Consider the following 15419-nt stretch of genomic DNA (forward strand, 5'->3'; position numbering starts at 1 on the left):
ATCATCTCATAGAAAGGAAGATATATATGATTCTTATAAAAAACGGAAACATAAACACAGTAACAAATGGAGAAATAAAAGGAGATATCCTTATAAAAAATAAAAAAATAGAAAAAATTGCAGATTCAATAGATACAACATGCCTTGAAGATGTTGAAGTAATCGATGCAGAGGGATTAAATGTATTTCCTGGATTTATCGATGCTCATACACATCTTGGACTTTGGGAAGATGGTCTAGGGTTTGAGGGAGCAGATGGAAATGAAGAAACTGATCCAATTACACCTAATCTAAACCCAATAGATGCTATAAATCCGATGGACCACACATTTAAGGAAGCATACGAAGGTGGAATCACATCTGTATGTGTAACTCCAGGAAGTGCAAATGTCATGGGAGGACAGTGTATAGCGATAAAGACATTTGGAAAGAGAATAGATAAAATGGTAATAAAAAATCCTGTAGCTGTAAAAATAGCATTTGGTGAAAATCCAAAGAGTTGCTATGGACAGGATGAAAAATCTCCTCAAACAAGAATGGCGATTGCAGCTACACTTAGAGAAAACTTTAGAAAGGCACAGGATTATCTTGAGGAAATGAGTTTTTACAGTGAAGCTGATGATAATGATATAGATAAGCCAGAGTACGATATGAAGCTTGAGAGCTTAATACCGGTACTTAGAAGAAGAATTCCTCTAAAAGCACATGCACATAGAGCTGATGATATATTCACAGCGATAAGAATTGCAAAGGAATTCGACTTAAAGCTGACTATAGACCACTGTACAGAAGGGCATTTAATAGTAGATGAGCTTCTTGAAGAAAATGGAGAATATCCAATAATAGTAGGTCCATCATTGACAGATAGATCTAAACCAGAGCTTAGAAACCTTTCTCTTGAAACAGCGGGAATACTTTCAAATGCAGGGATAGAGGTATCTCTGATGACAGACCACCCTGTAATACCAGTTCAGCACCTTCCAATGTGTGCAGGAATGGCTATTAAAAATGGTATGAAAGAAGATGCAGCACTTAGAGCGATAACTATAAACCCAGCCAAAACACTTGGAATAGACAAAAAAGTTGGTTCTCTTGAAGAAGGTAAGGATGCGGACATAGTTTTATGGGAAGGCTCACCATTTGATTTAGGTGGAAAAGTAATGTGTACGATAATAGATGGAAAAGTTGTTTATAAAAGATAATATACAAGGAAAATATAAAAGACAAATTAAAAAAACGGAGATAAATATGAAAAGAATTTTTTTAGAAGACGAAAATAAGACAAAGGAACTTGGTGAAAAACTAGGAAAATTAGTAGATGCTGGTTCAATTATTTGTCTAGTTGGAGATTTAGGAGCTGGAAAGACTACATTTACTCAGAGTTTTGCAAAATCACTTGGAGTAGATGATTATATAACTAGCCCCACATTTACAATAGTGAACGAATATCAGGGTAGATTGCCTCTATACCATTTCGACGTTTATAGAATAGGATGTAGCGAGGAAATGTACGATATAGGATACGACGAATATATAAACTCAGATGGAGTTTGTATAATAGAATGGGCGAATTTAATAGAGGATATACTTCCAGACGAATATTTAAAAATAGATATGAAGTATAAAGAAATGGGTAGAGAGGTAACATTCGAGCCTGTTGGAGAAAAATACGAAAAAATGATTGAGGAGATGAATTTATAGATGAAAATTTTAGGAATGGATACATCTTCAAGAGCATGCAGTGTAGCTGTTGTAGAAGATGATTGTCTTATATGTGAATTTGTTATAAATAACAAAAAGACTCACTCACAGAAATTAATGCCTATGATAGAAACTATGCTTAATATGAGCGATTTAAGTATAGAGGATATGGATGCAATAGCAGTTTCTGTAGGGCCAGGATCTTTTACAGGTCTTAGAATAAGTATGGCTACAGCAAAGGCTATCTCTCATGTAAATAATATTCCAATATTAGCTGTCAATGCGTTAGAAAGCTTAGCTGGAAATATGGACCTTTGTGACAAGAAAATATATCCAATACTAGATGCTCAGAGAACGCAGGTATATACAGCAAAATACGAGTATAAAAACGACGAGCTTGTAGAGCTTGAAGGAATGGATGTAAAAGAGATAGATGATTTAATAGAAATTATAAAAAATTCTGGAGAAGAGTGTATAGTTCTTGGAGAAGCTGTTTCAAAATACGAAGATAAGCTATCAGAAGTAGAAAATATACATATTCCAGCAGTTTCTCACAATGTAACTAAGGCAGCAAGTGTTTGTGCAGTTGCTTTGGCTAAGTACAAAAGAGGTGAGGGAGTTCACAGCTGCTACGATGTAAATCCAATTTATATAAGAAAATCTCAGGCAGAAGTACAGTACGAAGAAAAAATGAAAAAATTAGAAGCTCAGAAATCAGCTGAAAATAAATAGAAATTTGAAGGAAAGAAGGAATTGAATTCTATTCTATACAGGAATTCAAATAAGAAGAGGGAAAATGGAAAATACAGAAAAACTTTCTGATGTAATAGTAAGAGAAATGACTATGGACGATGTGGATGGAGTTTTCGAAGTTGAGAAAAATTGCTTTGAAGATTTTTGGTCTAAGCAGTCATTTATAGACGAGGTTAAAAACAGCAATGCTAGATATTTAGTAGCAGAAAAGGACTCTAAAATTGTAGGATATATAGGAATTTGGCTTATAATTGATGAAGGACATATAACAAATGTTGCAGTTCACAGCGATTATAGAGGACTTAAAATAGGAAATGAGCTACTAAAAGAAATGGTAAAACTTTGTAAAGAAAATAAAATAGTTGCTATGACTTTAGAGGTCAGAAGAAGCAATTTAGTAGCACAAAATCTGTACAAAAAATACGGATTTAAAATGGCTGGTGTTAGAAAAGAATATTATAGCGACAATAGAGAAGACGCAATAATAATGTGGAATCAGCTTTCGGAGGTGTAAAAATGAGCGATATAATAACTTTAGCGATAGAAAGTAGCTGTGATGAAACAGCTGCATCTGTCCTTAAAAACGGGAGAGAAGTGCTTTCAAATATAATATCAACACAGATAGATATACATAAAAAATTTGGTGGAGTAGTTCCAGAAGTAGCTTCAAGAAAACATATAGAAAATATAGATATAGTTGTACAGCAGGCTTTAGATGAAGCAAACATAACTATGAATGACATAACTCATATAGCAGTTACTTACGGTCCAGGACTTGTTGGAGCACTTTTAGTTGGATTATCTTATGCAAAAGCTATGGCTTATGCGCTAGATATTCCTCTAGTTGGTGTAAATCATATAGAAGGACATTTAAGTGCTAACTACATAGCACATAAAGATTTAAAACCACCATTTATAACACTTATAGTTTCTGGAGGACATACTCATCTAGTTGAGGTTAAGGACTACGGAGAATATGAAATACTAGGTAGAACAAGAGACGATGCATCTGGAGAAGCATTTGACAAAGTAGCAAGAGCTATGGGACTTGGATATCCAGGTGGACCAATAATAGATAAATTAGCAAAAGAAGGAAATAAAGACGCAATAGAATTCCCAAGAGCGTATATGGATGAAGGTTATGACTTCAGCTTTAGTGGAATAAAATCTGCAGTATTAAACTACTTAAATGCTAAAAAAATGAAAAAAGAAGAAATAGTAGAAGCAGATGTTGCTGCATCTTTCCAGGATGCTGTAACAGATGTACTAGCAAACAAAGCCATAAAAGCAGCTAAAGAAAAAGGATATAGCATAATAACTCTATCTGGTGGTGTTGCTTCAAACTCTGGACTTAGAGAAAAAATAGAAATGCTAGGAAAAGAAAACGGAATAGAAGTAAAATATCCACCGCTAATACTTTGCACAGACAATGCTGCAATGATAGGATGCGCGGGATATTATAACTACATAAAAGGAAGAGTAGATGACATGAACCTAAATGCTGTTCCTAACTTACAGATTACAGATAAATAATGACAAACAAGAAAAATAGGACTAATACTTGCGCCAGGTTTCGATGTCCCACTTTATTATATAAAACCATAAAATGAAGTGGAACGTCTGCAAATTGTTGCATCGTATTAGTCCTATTTTTTCTTTTCTCATCAACAAACTGTAAACCGAAGAAAAGGAACAGTATTTAAAAATTCATAAAGATTGTAAAACGATTTAAGTTTATATTATAAAAAGGGTATCTGTATATCACGATGCAGCGACAATTCTGCAAGCGACTCGCAACTTATAAATGTGTTACATAAAAGTGTGAGTCGCTGAAGCCTGGAGCAAATGTGATATATGATACCCTTTTTCCGTATAATTTATAAATCTTTTACAATATTAACTGCCCACTTTTTACTCAATGCCCTCGGTACTCCAAATACAAATTTTATTATTTCTTCGACCGATGTACACCGTACAAGTAAATATATAGGCAATCCTAATTTTGCAGCAAGGAATGTCAAAGGAACAGATCCAAGCCACATAGAGCCCATTTCTATAATAAGAGCCATCTTAGTGTCTCCACCACTTCTAAGTACGCCTATAATAATAAACGTATTAAAAGCTCTCAGAGTCATTACAACAGCCATTATAATAAATATCTTAGTTATATCCGGTGCAAGCGTCTCAGAAACACTGAACACCTTTAAAAGCATAGGTATAGATATTATTAAAAGAATACCCATTAAAAAGCCAGTTACAGTAACTATAACTCCTAATTTTTTAGAATAATCTAAAGCTCTGTCAATATGGTCAGAACCAAGTTCATTTCCAAGCATTATAGATGATCCCATAGCGATACACATAGCTGTCATAACAAAGAAGTTACTAGTTGTTGTAGCTATCTGGCTTGCAGCAATTGCAGATGTTCCAGCCATAGCATAGGCTACTGAGTAACATACTGTAGCTACTGCCCAGAAAGATTCATTTAGGAATATTGGAAAACTTTTAGAGCCATATGCAACTAAAAAATCTTTTTCAAACATTCCAAAATGATGAATATTAAATCTAAGCATATAATCTTTTTTGTATAGGTATACATACCAAACCATTATAATTGCTTCCACTAGTCTAGCTATTAAAGTAGCTAGAGCAGCACCTTCAACTCCCATTTTAGGGAATCCTAATTTACCAAAGATAAGTACATAGTTTAAACAAACATTTACAACGATTGCTATAGCACTACATTTCATACCTATATTTGGATTTTTTATACTACGAGAGCATACCCCAAATCCCATACTTATAGCAGTTAAAGGGTAGCTGATTACTACTATTTTAAAATAATTTCTGCATAAAGCTACGACCTCAGGGTCGTATGAAAATATGTGTATTATACTTTCTGGTGAAACAAACGCTATTATTACAAAAGGAAGACTCATAACTAAACCAAGCAGTATACTAAGTGCAGTGACTTTTTTGATATTAGTTATATCATTTTTACCGAAAAACTGTGATATAAACAGTCCAGATCCTCCTAAAACACCGGCAAGACACATATTAAATATAAAGAAGAACTGATTTGCAACACCTACAGATGCAACAGAAACCTCACCCAAACTACTAATCATAACAGTATCTATTACATTTACCGAAGATGAGATAAGGTTCTGTATGATTATAGGTATGCATAAAGATAAAAGAATACTGAAAAATCTCTTATTATAATCGTCAAATGCAAATAGTTTTTTCAATAATTTACTCCATTATCTGTTCCCATTTTTCATAAAGAGAGGCTAATTTGTCCTCTAATTCTGCTTTTTCTAGGTTAACTTCTTTTGATTTTTCTGGATTTGAATAAATTTCTTCCTGACAAAGCATCATATCAAGACCAGCTATTTTCTTTTCAGTCTGCTCAATATCGTCCTCTAATTTTTTGATTTTATTCTTGCTCCGTCTCTCGATTTCCCTCTGTTCTTTTTCTTTTCTTTTTTCCTCTTTTAACTGAGTTTTTGTCTTAGTCTCAGTGTTTTCCTCTTTGTTCATTTCACTTAGCTGTCTTTTCTTTTCAATATAATAGTCGTAATTTCCAAGGTATTCTGTTACCCCATTTTCACTAAGGACTAGTATTTTATCGACAACTTTATTTAAGAAATATCTATCATGAGAGATAGTAAATATAGTTCCTGTATAGTTTACAAGAGCTTCTTCTAACACTTCTTTTGAGTCTATATCTAAGTGGTTTGTAGGTTCGTCAAGAAGTAGGAAGTTAGACTGAGATAGTATCAGTTTAAGAATTGCAACCCTTGCTCTCTCTCCACCACTTAGAGAAGATATCTTTTTAAATACATCTTCATTTTCAAATAAAAAGGCTCCAAGCATATTTCTAACCTCTGTTTGAGTAAGATGTGGATTTGCATCCCATATTTCGTCAATTACAGAGTTTTCAAGGTTTAGAGTCTTCTGTTCCTGATGGAAGTATGCGGTATTTACATTTGTGCCGAATTTTACTTCACCTTCCATAGGCTGTATTTCATTCATTATAATTTTAAATAATGTGGATTTACCTGCTCCATTTGGCCCTATAAGTGCTACTTTTTCACCTCTATATATATCAAGGTTTAAATCTTTAAATAGAACCTTATCAGGGAAACTCATTTCCACATCTCTAACAGCTAAAACATCATTTCCGCTTTCAACTGCTGGAATAAATTTTATTTTTGCTCTTTTTCTTTCTCCATCTGGTCTATCTAGCACTTCTATCTTAGACAGTGCTTTTTCCTTACTTCTAGCTCTCTTTAAATGTTTTTCTCTACCGTAAGCTTTTAATCTTTCAATAGATTCTTCTTGTTTTTTTATTTCCTTCTGCTGATCTTCGTAAGTTTTTCTTTCTATTTCCTTGTCGATAGCAGATTTTTCTACATAATAAGAGTAGTTTCCGTTGTAAGCCTTTAGCTTCTTATTATGTATTTCAAATATTCTATTTACCGATTGGTCTAAGAAATATCTGTCATGGGAAATAAGGATAACAGTTCCTTTGTACTGTTTAAGGAACAGCTCTAACCACTCAAGAGCATCAGAATCAAGATGGTTTGTAGGTTCGTCCAGTAGAAGAAGAGTAGGTTTTCTAAGTAGCAGCTTAGCTAAAAGAACTCTAGTCTTTTCTCCTCCTGAAAGAATTTTGATTGGTTTTTCTAGTTTTTCATCGTTAAAACCTAGACCTTTTAAAACTCCTTTTGCTTCGGATTTATATCCATATCCGTTTGAGTTTTGGAAAAGTTCTAGTTTATGTGAATAATTATCCATAAGTTTTTGTAAATCTGGAGAGTTAGTTTCTGAACTTTTGTCAGAAATCTCACATTCCATTTTTCTAAGATCTTCTTCCATTTTTATGAGGTCGCTAAAAACTTCTAAAACCTCTGTAAAAATAGTATTGTCTGAGTAGAAGTTGGTATTCTGCTCTAAATAACCGATTTCACAATCTTTAGATGTATAAATTTCTCCGCTGTCATATCCGTAAATTCCAGAAATTATCTTAAAAAGAGTTGTTTTTCCAGTTCCGTTTACGCCTATAACGCCGATTTTATCGCCCTCATTAACAGTAAAACTTATGTTTTCGAGTATTGATTCTACACCAAAACTCTTAGTTAAGTTATTACATGATAAAATAATCATAAATTTCTACCTCCTCAAGCTACCTAAAATTATAATGTTTTGATATAATATATTCAAGGCTATATGTATGGTTTTACAAAAAAGTATGTTATATAATAAACCATGATGGATTATAATAGAGTTAGGGGGTGCTAATTTAGATGGGAAATAAAAATATTTCTATGGCGGTTATAAGAAGACTACCTAAATACTACAGATACTTAGGTGAGCTTCTAGACAATGATGTTCAGAGAATATCATCAAAAGAATTAAGTGAAATAATAGGTTTCACAGCTTCTCAGATAAGACAGGATTTAAACAACTTTGGAGGATTCGGACAGCAGGGGTACGGATATAATGTAGAGGCTCTACACAAAGAAATCGGAAAGATATTAGGTCTTGATAGACCATATAATGCTGTTCTTATAGGTGTAGGGAATCTAGGTCAGGCTATAACAAACTATTCAGGATTTAGAAACTCAGGATTTGAAATAAAAGCTTTATTTGATGCAAATCCAAGAATGATAGGTCTAAAAATAAGAGAGCTTGAAATATTAGACTCTGATATTATAGAAGACTATATAAAAGAACACGAAATAGATATAGCAATAGTATGTATACCTAAAAATGGAGCTCAGGAACTAATAAACAGAATAGTTGGAGCTGGAATAAAAGGTATATGGAACTTTGCTCCAATAGATCCAGAAGTTCCAAAAGGAATAATTGTTGAAAATGTTAACTTAACGGAAAGTCTATTCACTCTTTCTTATTTAATGAAAGAAAACAACGAATTAAAGAAATAAGTTATATTTTAGAAAAAAAGAATCTTAATGTTTTGAGTTATTTGGATTAAATTTGTAAAAATTAAAAATTGAGAAATAAAAAAGACTGATTTGAAAAAATCAGTCTTTTTGTTTAGTAAAATTATTCAGCCTGAGGAGCTCCTACTGGACAAGCTTCAGCACATGCACCACATTCAACACATGCATCTGCATCTATTACGTATATGCTATCTCCTTCAGATATTGCTCCAACTGGACATTCAGCTGCACAAGCACCACAGCTAACGCAAGCATCAGTTATTTTGTATGCCATTTTAGTTTCCTCCTAATATTATAAAATTTATTTAAGTACATTATAACAAAAAAGTTCTACTATAACAATTAAATTAATTGATGAAAATCAAATATTTTTGTATCATATAACTTAAACATAGAAACTTCAATACTTTTAGAGATTTGAAAAAAATTGTTGGAGAATAATGATTCTTTTTTGCATTTAATTTATAACAGAAATTAATTCTAAATTAGTATTTTCATTATATAAAAAATATGTTAAAAAAATTTCAATTTTAAAAAATAGAGAGAAGAGGTGAAAAGGTCGCACTTTTTATCGGAAAAGAATATTATTTCTATTAGTGTATATTAAATAGGTAAAATAAGATATACTAATAGTACAAGAAGGCACTTATTTATAACTTAATTTATAAAAATAGAATACAATATGAAAACGATATCAAAGAAAGCGGCTATACTTTTGAAAATTTATGTATTAATAGGAAAAAGTGGGACAGGAAAAAGCTATAAATCATTAGAATTGGCTTGTGAAAATAATATAGATTATATTATAGATGACGGCCTACTTATTTATAAGGGTCAAATCATTGCAGGAGTGTCTGCAAAACAGTCACAGACTAAGATGGAGGCTGTTAGAAGGGCTGTTTTTTCTGATATAAATCACAGAGAATCTGTTAAGAAAAAGATTAACGATTTAGATATAAATCGTATTCTGGTTTTAGGTACATCGTTAAAGATGGTAAAGAAAATTTGTGCAGCTCTAGAATTAGGCAATATATATGAGATTATAGATATAAACGATATAAGTACCGATTACGAGATAAGAAAGGCTATAGAGTCTAGAAAAAAAGGAAATCATATAATACCAGTTCCTACTGTAGAGATTAAAAAAAGAATAAATGGGTTAAGAATAAATCCCCTAAGAAGATTTTTTATGACATCTAATAAAGAGGCTAAAATACTTGAAAAAACTGTAATTAGACCGGCTTTTAGCTATATGGGTAAGTTCTATATTGCTCCGGAAGTATTAAATCAGATTATAAAATACACTATATCAAAAGATACGCATATATCTAGAATAAATAGAATAAGCATAGATAATTCAAACGGAAAAATAAAGATAAAAGTAAGTGTAAATATAAGAAATTTGGATGCTTTTGGTAGTCTAAAAAACACTCAACATAATATAAAAAGAAATGTAGAGGAAATGACATTAATTAATGTGGATAGAATTGATTTTTATATTAATAAAATAAAAGATAAATAGTGTTGTAGTAATATATCAAAATAATTTGAAAATTATTGTAAAAATGTTGTACTATTTTATAAAAAGTATGTTATAATCAAAATGTAGACGCGGGAAAATGATTTTTCAAGCGTGAAAGTTTATATGAATAATTATTATATTAGAGTATTTAAGGGGGCTTACACAATGTCAGGAAATGTTTTTGAAAACGCACAGGCACAGGTAAAAAAAGCATGCGATAAATTAGGAATGGAACCTAATGTTTACGAATTATTAAAAGAACCTCAGAGAGTTATAGAAGTAAACATACCAGTTAAAATGGACGACGGATCTATAAAAGTATTCAAAGGATTCAGATCTCAGCACAATGATGCAGTTGGACCAACAAAAGGTGGAGTTAGATTCCATCCAAACGTTTCATTAGAAGAAGTTAAAGCTTTATCTATATGGATGACTTTCAAATGTTCAGTAACAGGAATACCTTACGGTGGTGGTAAAGGGGGAATAATAGTTGACCCTAGCCAGTTATCTCAGGGAGAACTTGAAAGATTATCAAGAGGATACATAGACGGAATATACAAATTAATAGGTGAAAAAGTAGACGTACCAGCTCCAGACGTTAACACTAATGGACAGATAATGTCTTGGATGGTTGATGAATACAATAAATTAACAGGATCAAGCAACATAGGTGTTATAACTGGTAAACCAGTTGCATTCGGTGGATCATTAGGAAGAAATGAAGCTACTGGATTCGGTGTTGCAGTAACAGTTAGAGAAGCAGCTAAAAAATTAGGAATACCTATGGAAACAGCTAAAATAGCAGTTCAGGGATTCGGTAACGTTGGTGCTTTCACTGTTAAAAATATACAGAAATTAGGCGGAACTGTTGTAGCTATGGCTGAATGGTGCCCTAAACATGGTACTTATGTAATATACAAAGAAGACGGTTTAGATTTCCAGGCTATGTGGGATCACAGAGCAGCTAACGGAGATTTATATGACTTCCCAGGTGCAAAAGTTATATCTTTAGAAGAATTCTGGGCATTAAACGTTGATATAATAGTACCAGCAGCTCTTGAAAATGCTATAACTGCAGAAGTTGCTGAAACTATAAATGCTAAATTAATATGTGAAGCAGCTAACGGACCAACTACTCCAGAAGCTGACGAAGTATTAGCTAGAAAAGGAATAACTTTAACTCCAGACATATTAACTAATGCTGGTGGTGTTACAGTTTCTTACTTCGAATGGGTACAGAACTTATACGGATACTACTGGTCAGAAGCTGACGTAGAAGCTAAAGAAGAAGAAGCTATGGTTAAAGCTTTCGAATCTCTATGGAAAATAAAAGAAGAATACAACGTAACAATGAGAGAATCTGCTTACATGCACTCAGTTAAAAAAGTAGCTGAAGCTATGAAATTAAGAGGATGGTACTAAGATTTAACTCAACAGTACAGTTGTAAATATTAATTGAAATCAATGGGAGATACCACATTATTTATGAGGTATCTCCTTTTTATTTTTCATTGAAATAACTAGTCTTTAAAGGTAACATAATTGTTTACATTATAAATTCTAAAAGGTATAATATATTGTATATGTATATTAAAGATAGAAATTAATATAATGCTATTTAGATAAGTATAAAAATATAAAAAGTGAGCAATAATATAAATAGAACGATATAAATATAAAAAATATTGAGGAGGATTAGTTTTGGATAAGAAAAAATTACTTTCATTAGTGGTATCTTTCACTATGGTTGCAACAGGTACAGTATTAGTAAGTGCAGATGAAATAGACGATATAAATTCAGTTCCAGATACAGAAACTGGTATAACAATAGATGAATACAAAGAATCTCCATACAAAGTAGCTACTGTAAAAGATGGTAAATCAGTAAACGTAAGAGTTGATGGAAATACTAAAAGAGTAGCTGGAGAAGGAGAACAGTTTAAGGTTAAAGGAATCCAAGGAGAATGGGTTAACGTTGAAGATGGAGAAGATGATGCATGGATAGCTTCTGAATATGTAGCAATATCAGAAGGGGTTGCATTTACTACTGCATCGACACTAAACCTTAGAGCAGCGGATAATACATCATCAGAAGTATTAGAAGAATTAGATAAAGGTAGTGCATTAGTAGTAGTTAAACAGGAAGGTGATTGGATTCAGGTTAGAAATCAGGGAAAAGAAGGGTATGTTCATGCTGATTATGTAACAGATGAAGCGCCAGTAGTACCTACTGTAGATGTAGACGGAAATATAATAGATGTACCTTCTGTTGATAGCTATAATGCTCAGGCTGTATTAAACTTAGCATATTCTAAAAAAGGAAGCCCATATCTTTGGGGAGCAACAGGTCCTGATAAATTTGACTGCTCAGGATTTGTACAGTATGTATATATAAACTCTGTAGGAGTGTCTCTACCAAGAGTATCTTCTGACCAGGCAAATGTAGGAACAGAAATAACTAGAGATCAGCTTCAGCCAGGTGATTTAGTATTCTTCACAACAGATGGAAGTGGGGGAGTAAGTCACGTTGGAATATATGTAGGAAATGGATGCATGATACACTCTCCTCACAGTGGGGACGTAGTAAAAGTAACTGACATAACATCAGATTACTACTCATCTCATTTTGTAACAGCAAGAAGAGTATTATAATAAAATTTAAATGATATAAACGAGTCATCTTGTAGATTTATAAGATGGCTCTTTTTATTTGATTATTTTTAGCGACAATGCGACTCGATTGCATGTAGTGAAAATAATACAATCATCTTTCTTGTAATTATGCTAAAATATAATTAATATAAGTTGACATTAGATAGGTAAAGGTGATAAGCTACTAATAGCTTTAAATTCGGTTCAGTGAGGCCGAGAAGGAGGAATTAAAAAATGTTAAAATCAAGAAATCTAATACAGCCAGAAGACTTTACTGTTGAAGAAATAGATGAGGTTCTATCTCTTGGACAGAGAATAATGAAAAATCCAGAAAAATACATCCATGTATGTGATGGAAAGCTTTTGGCAACTCTATTCTATGAACCATCAACAAGAACAAGACTAAGCTTTGAATCAGCTATGAACAGACTTGGTGGACGTGTAGTAGGATTCTCAGATCCTAAAGCATCATCTACATCTAAAGGGGAAACTCTTCAGGATACAATGAGAACAGTATCTAACTATGTAGACATAATAGCTATGAGACATCCTGTAGCAGGTGCAGCAGCTGAAGCAGTAGAAGCATGTAGTGTTCCTTTCATAAATGCTGGAGACGGTGGAAACCAGCATCCAACTCAGACTCTTACAGATTTACTAACAATAAAAACTTTAAAAGGAAATCTTAGTGGCCACACAGTAGGACTTTGTGGTGATTTAAAATACGGAAGAACAGTACATTCTTTAGTAAAAGCAATGTCTAGATACCCAGATACAAAATTCGTATTTATAGCTCCAGATGAATTAAAAATGCCAGATAGCGTTAAAGAAGCTATAAAAGGACACGAATTTGTAGAAACTAATGATTTAGAATCAGCTATACCTGACCTTGACATACTTTACATGACTAGAGTTCAGAGAGAAAGATTTGATGATATAGAAGAATACGAAAGATTAAAAGATACATATATACTAAACAAAGAAAAATTAACTGATGCAAAAGAAGATATGTTAATACTTCATCCACTTCCAAGAGTGAATGAAATATCTACTGATGTAGACGATGATAAAAGAGCTGTTTACTTTGAACAGGCAAAATTCGGAATGTATGTAAGAATGGCTCTAATAATGAAACTTTTAGGAATAAAAGACCCAGAATAAACTATCAAAACTAATGCGAAGGAGAATATAAATGTACAAAATAATAGAAAACAGTTATATCGGCGAAGATATGTACAGAATGAAAGTCGCAGGAAAATTTGAAGGAAAAATGGGACAGTTCTATATGCTAAGAGCTTGGGACAAATACCCTGTACTTTCAAGACCGATAAGTATACATGACATAGATGAAGAAGGAATAACATTCCTTTATAAAGTAGTTGGAGAAGGAACAGAAATATTTGCTAAACTTGTTCCAGGAGATGAAATAAAACTTCAGGGACCATATGGAAATGGATATGAAAAAGTAGAAGGAAAAGTAGCTTTAGTTGGTGGAGGAATAGGTGTAGCACCTCTTTACTTAGTAGCTAAAACTATACCTGGATGCGATGCATATCTTGGCTTCAGAGAAGAAGCAATATTAGTAGATGAATACAAAGAATTCTGTAATGAAGTAAAAACAACTACAGGAAATACATTCATAACAGATATATTAAATGTAGAAGATTACGATTACATACTATCTTGTGGACCAACACCAATGATGGAAAAATTAGTTAAAATGTGTGAAGGTACAAACACAAGAATAATGATATCTCTTGAAAATCACATGGCTTGTGGTGTTGGAGCATGTCTAGTATGTACTTGTAAAACAAAATTCGGAAATAAAAAGACTTGTAAAGACGGTCCAGTATTCTGGGGAGAGGATGTGATTTTCTAATGGCTGATTTAAGAGTAAAATTTGGAGAAATAGAATTTAAAAATCCTATAGTAATGGCCTCAGGAACATTCGGATTTGGTAAAGAATACAATGAATATTACGATATAAATGAACTTGGTGGAGTAAGTAGTAAAGGATTAACTTTAAACGCAAAACCAGGAAACAATGGTTTAAGAATACACGAAACTCCATCAGGAATAATGAACAGTGTTGGTCTTGAAAATCCAGGAGTACAGGGATTCATAGATCACGAAATGCCTTTCTTCGGAAATCTAAACTGTGTTAGAATAGCTAACGTTGGTGGAGGATGCCTAGAAGATTACGTAAAAGGTGTTGAACTTTTAAATGACCAGGATATAGATATGGTAGAGCTTAACATATCTTGCCCTAACGTAAAAGCTGGAGGTATGGCTTTCGGAATAAAAAATGAAGTGGCTAGAGAAGTTGTAAGAGAAGTTAGAAAAGTTTGCAAGCACCCTCTAGTTGTAAAACTATCTCCAAACGCAGAAGATATAGTTGGAATGGCGAAAGTTTGTGAAGAAGAAGGTGCAGATGGTGTATCTTTAGTAAATACATTTAAAGCTCTTGCAATAGATATAAAAAGAAGAAAACCAGTATTTGAAAATGTAACTGCTGGACTTTCTGGACCAGCTATAAAACCTATAGCTCTTAGAATGGTGTATGAAGTAAGTAAAGCTGTAAACATACCTGTAATAGGAATAGGTGGAATATCTACTGCAGAAGATGTTATAGAATTTATAATGGCTGGAGCAACTGTTGTACAGGTAGGGACTGCAAACTTCATGGACCCAGAAATAGGAACAAAAATAATAAAAGACCTTAATGACTTCATGGATAGAGAAGGAATAAAATCTCTTGATGAAATAAGAGGTATAATATAATAGATTAAGAAAATTATATTATAGTGTTCAAAAATAGGAGT

Annotated in this window: 15 protein-coding genes; 12 read left to right on the plus strand and 3 right to left on the minus strand. The window is 32.8% G+C overall.

Going from position 1 to position 15419, the window contains the following annotated elements:
• Nucleotides 1–26 precede the first annotated feature (26 nt).
• The 5 genes from KGNDJEFE_RS01785 (at nt 27) to tsaD (ending at nt 3987) form a co-directional block, all read left to right on the plus strand.
• On the plus strand, nt 27–1202 hold the full coding sequence (locus tag KGNDJEFE_RS01785; RefSeq protein ID WP_006438952.1) for an amidohydrolase: 1176 nt from the start codon (nt 27–29) through the stop codon (nt 1200–1202).
• Nucleotides 1203–1248: 46 nt separating this feature from the next.
• On the plus strand, nt 1249–1701 hold the full coding sequence (gene tsaE, locus KGNDJEFE_RS01790) for a tRNA (adenosine(37)-N6)-threonylcarbamoyltransferase complex ATPase subunit type 1 TsaE (RefSeq protein ID WP_040410185.1): 453 nt from the start codon (nt 1249–1251) through the stop codon (nt 1699–1701).
• Nucleotides 1702–2433 carry a tRNA (adenosine(37)-N6)-threonylcarbamoyltransferase complex dimerization subunit type 1 TsaB gene (gene tsaB, locus KGNDJEFE_RS01795; protein ID WP_006438954.1) on the plus strand — a complete coding sequence of 244 codons (732 nt, stop codon included), beginning with the start codon at nt 1702–1704 and terminating at the stop codon, nt 2431–2433. It abuts the gene before it with no gap.
• A gap of 64 nt (nt 2434–2497) precedes the next feature.
• Nucleotides 2498–2968 carry a ribosomal protein S18-alanine N-acetyltransferase gene (gene rimI, locus KGNDJEFE_RS01800; protein WP_006438955.1) on the plus strand — a complete coding sequence of 157 codons (471 nt, stop codon included), beginning with the start codon at nt 2498–2500 and terminating at the stop codon, nt 2966–2968.
• Nucleotides 2969–2970: 2 nt separating this feature from the next.
• Nucleotides 2971–3987: a tRNA (adenosine(37)-N6)-threonylcarbamoyltransferase complex transferase subunit TsaD gene (tsaD, locus tag KGNDJEFE_RS01805; RefSeq protein WP_006438956.1), complete on the plus strand. Its 1017-nt coding sequence runs from the start codon at nt 2971–2973 to the stop codon at nt 3985–3987.
• 344 nt (nt 3988–4331) lie between these two features.
• On the opposite strand, the gene KGNDJEFE_RS01810 is transcribed toward tsaD, so the two are convergent.
• Complete coding sequence (locus KGNDJEFE_RS01810) at nt 4332–5705, minus strand: MATE family efflux transporter (RefSeq protein ID WP_040410171.1); 1374 nt, start codon at nt 5703–5705, stop codon at nt 4332–4334.
• Nucleotides 5706–5709: 4 nt separating this feature from the next.
• Nucleotides 5710–7626: an ABC-F family ATP-binding cassette domain-containing protein gene (locus KGNDJEFE_RS01815; RefSeq protein WP_006438958.1), complete on the minus strand. Its 1917-nt coding sequence runs from the start codon at nt 7624–7626 to the stop codon at nt 5710–5712.
• A 140-nt stretch (nt 7627–7766) separates the two neighbouring features.
• Here KGNDJEFE_RS01815 and KGNDJEFE_RS01820 point away from each other — a divergent pair, with 140 nt between their 5' ends.
• Nucleotides 7767–8408, plus strand: coding sequence for a redox-sensing transcriptional repressor Rex (locus KGNDJEFE_RS01820; protein WP_006438959.1), 642 nt, complete (start codon nt 7767–7769; stop codon nt 8406–8408).
• A gap of 121 nt (nt 8409–8529) precedes the next feature.
• On the opposite strand, the gene KGNDJEFE_RS01825 is transcribed toward KGNDJEFE_RS01820, so the two are convergent.
• Nucleotides 8530–8700, minus strand: a complete 171-nt coding sequence (locus KGNDJEFE_RS01825; RefSeq protein WP_006438960.1) for a 4Fe-4S ferredoxin — start codon at nt 8698–8700, stop codon at nt 8530–8532.
• 408 nt (nt 8701–9108) lie between these two features.
• On the opposite strand from KGNDJEFE_RS01825, the gene KGNDJEFE_RS01830 reads away from it, so the two are divergent.
• From KGNDJEFE_RS01830 to KGNDJEFE_RS01855, 6 genes are all read left to right on the plus strand, one after another.
• Nucleotides 9109–9948: a P-loop NTPase family protein gene (locus KGNDJEFE_RS01830; RefSeq protein ID WP_006438961.1), complete on the plus strand. Its 840-nt coding sequence runs from the start codon at nt 9109–9111 to the stop codon at nt 9946–9948.
• Between the two features lie 165 nt (nt 9949–10113).
• On the plus strand, nt 10114–11370 hold the full coding sequence (gene gluD, locus KGNDJEFE_RS01835) for an NAD-specific glutamate dehydrogenase (protein ID WP_040410173.1): 1257 nt from the start codon (nt 10114–10116) through the stop codon (nt 11368–11370).
• A 279-nt stretch (nt 11371–11649) separates the two neighbouring features.
• Nucleotides 11650–12600 carry a C40 family peptidase gene (locus KGNDJEFE_RS01840; protein WP_040410174.1) on the plus strand — a complete coding sequence of 317 codons (951 nt, stop codon included), beginning with the start codon at nt 11650–11652 and terminating at the stop codon, nt 12598–12600.
• A gap of 234 nt (nt 12601–12834) precedes the next feature.
• Nucleotides 12835–13758: an aspartate carbamoyltransferase gene (gene pyrB / locus KGNDJEFE_RS01845; protein ID WP_006438965.1), complete on the plus strand. Its 924-nt coding sequence runs from the start codon at nt 12835–12837 to the stop codon at nt 13756–13758.
• Nucleotides 13759–13789: 31 nt separating this feature from the next.
• Nucleotides 13790–14476, plus strand: a complete 687-nt coding sequence (locus KGNDJEFE_RS01850; RefSeq protein WP_006438966.1) for a dihydroorotate dehydrogenase electron transfer subunit — start codon at nt 13790–13792, stop codon at nt 14474–14476.
• A complete protein-coding gene (locus KGNDJEFE_RS01855; RefSeq protein ID WP_006438967.1) occupies nt 14476–15378 on the plus strand; it encodes a dihydroorotate dehydrogenase in 903 nt (300 codons plus the stop codon). Before KGNDJEFE_RS01850 ends, KGNDJEFE_RS01855 begins: the two co-directional genes overlap by 1 nt.
• Nucleotides 15379–15419: the final 41 nt, after the last annotated feature.

It is taken from the genome of Peptacetobacter hiranonis (genome assembly GCF_008151785.1).
In the GTDB taxonomy this organism is placed as follows: Bacteria; Bacillota; Clostridia; order Peptostreptococcales; family Peptostreptococcaceae; genus Peptacetobacter; species Peptacetobacter hiranonis.

Bases quoted from the DNA above. Each gene is read 5' to 3' on its own strand.
- KGNDJEFE_RS01785 (WP_006438952.1), top strand. From the start codon at position 27: ATGATTCTTATAAAAAACGGAAACATAAACACAGTAACAAATGGAGAA.
- tsaE (WP_040410185.1), top strand. From the start codon at position 1,249: ATGAAAAGAATTTTTTTAGAAGACGAAAATAAGACAAAGGAACTTGGT.
- tsaB (WP_006438954.1), top strand. From the start codon at position 1,702: ATGAAAATTTTAGGAATGGATACATCTTCAAGAGCATGCAGTGTAGCT.
- rimI (WP_006438955.1), top strand. From the start codon at position 2,498: ATGGAAAATACAGAAAAACTTTCTGATGTAATAGTAAGAGAAATGACT.
- tsaD (WP_006438956.1), top strand. From the start codon at position 2,971: ATGAGCGATATAATAACTTTAGCGATAGAAAGTAGCTGTGATGAAACA.
- KGNDJEFE_RS01815 (WP_006438958.1), bottom strand. From the start codon at position 7,626: ATGATTATTTTATCATGTAATAACTTAACTAAGAGTTTTGGTGTAGAA.
- KGNDJEFE_RS01820 (WP_006438959.1), top strand. From the start codon at position 7,767: ATGGGAAATAAAAATATTTCTATGGCGGTTATAAGAAGACTACCTAAA.
- KGNDJEFE_RS01825 (WP_006438960.1), bottom strand. From the start codon at position 8,700: ATGGCATACAAAATAACTGATGCTTGCGTTAGCTGTGGTGCTTGTGCA.
- KGNDJEFE_RS01830 (WP_006438961.1), top strand. From the start codon at position 9,109: ATGAAAACGATATCAAAGAAAGCGGCTATACTTTTGAAAATTTATGTA.
- gluD (WP_040410173.1), top strand. From the start codon at position 10,114: ATGTCAGGAAATGTTTTTGAAAACGCACAGGCACAGGTAAAAAAAGCA.
- pyrB (WP_006438965.1), top strand. From the start codon at position 12,835: ATGTTAAAATCAAGAAATCTAATACAGCCAGAAGACTTTACTGTTGAA.
- KGNDJEFE_RS01850 (WP_006438966.1), top strand. From the start codon at position 13,790: ATGTACAAAATAATAGAAAACAGTTATATCGGCGAAGATATGTACAGA.
- KGNDJEFE_RS01855 (WP_006438967.1), top strand. From the start codon at position 14,476: ATGGCTGATTTAAGAGTAAAATTTGGAGAAATAGAATTTAAAAATCCT.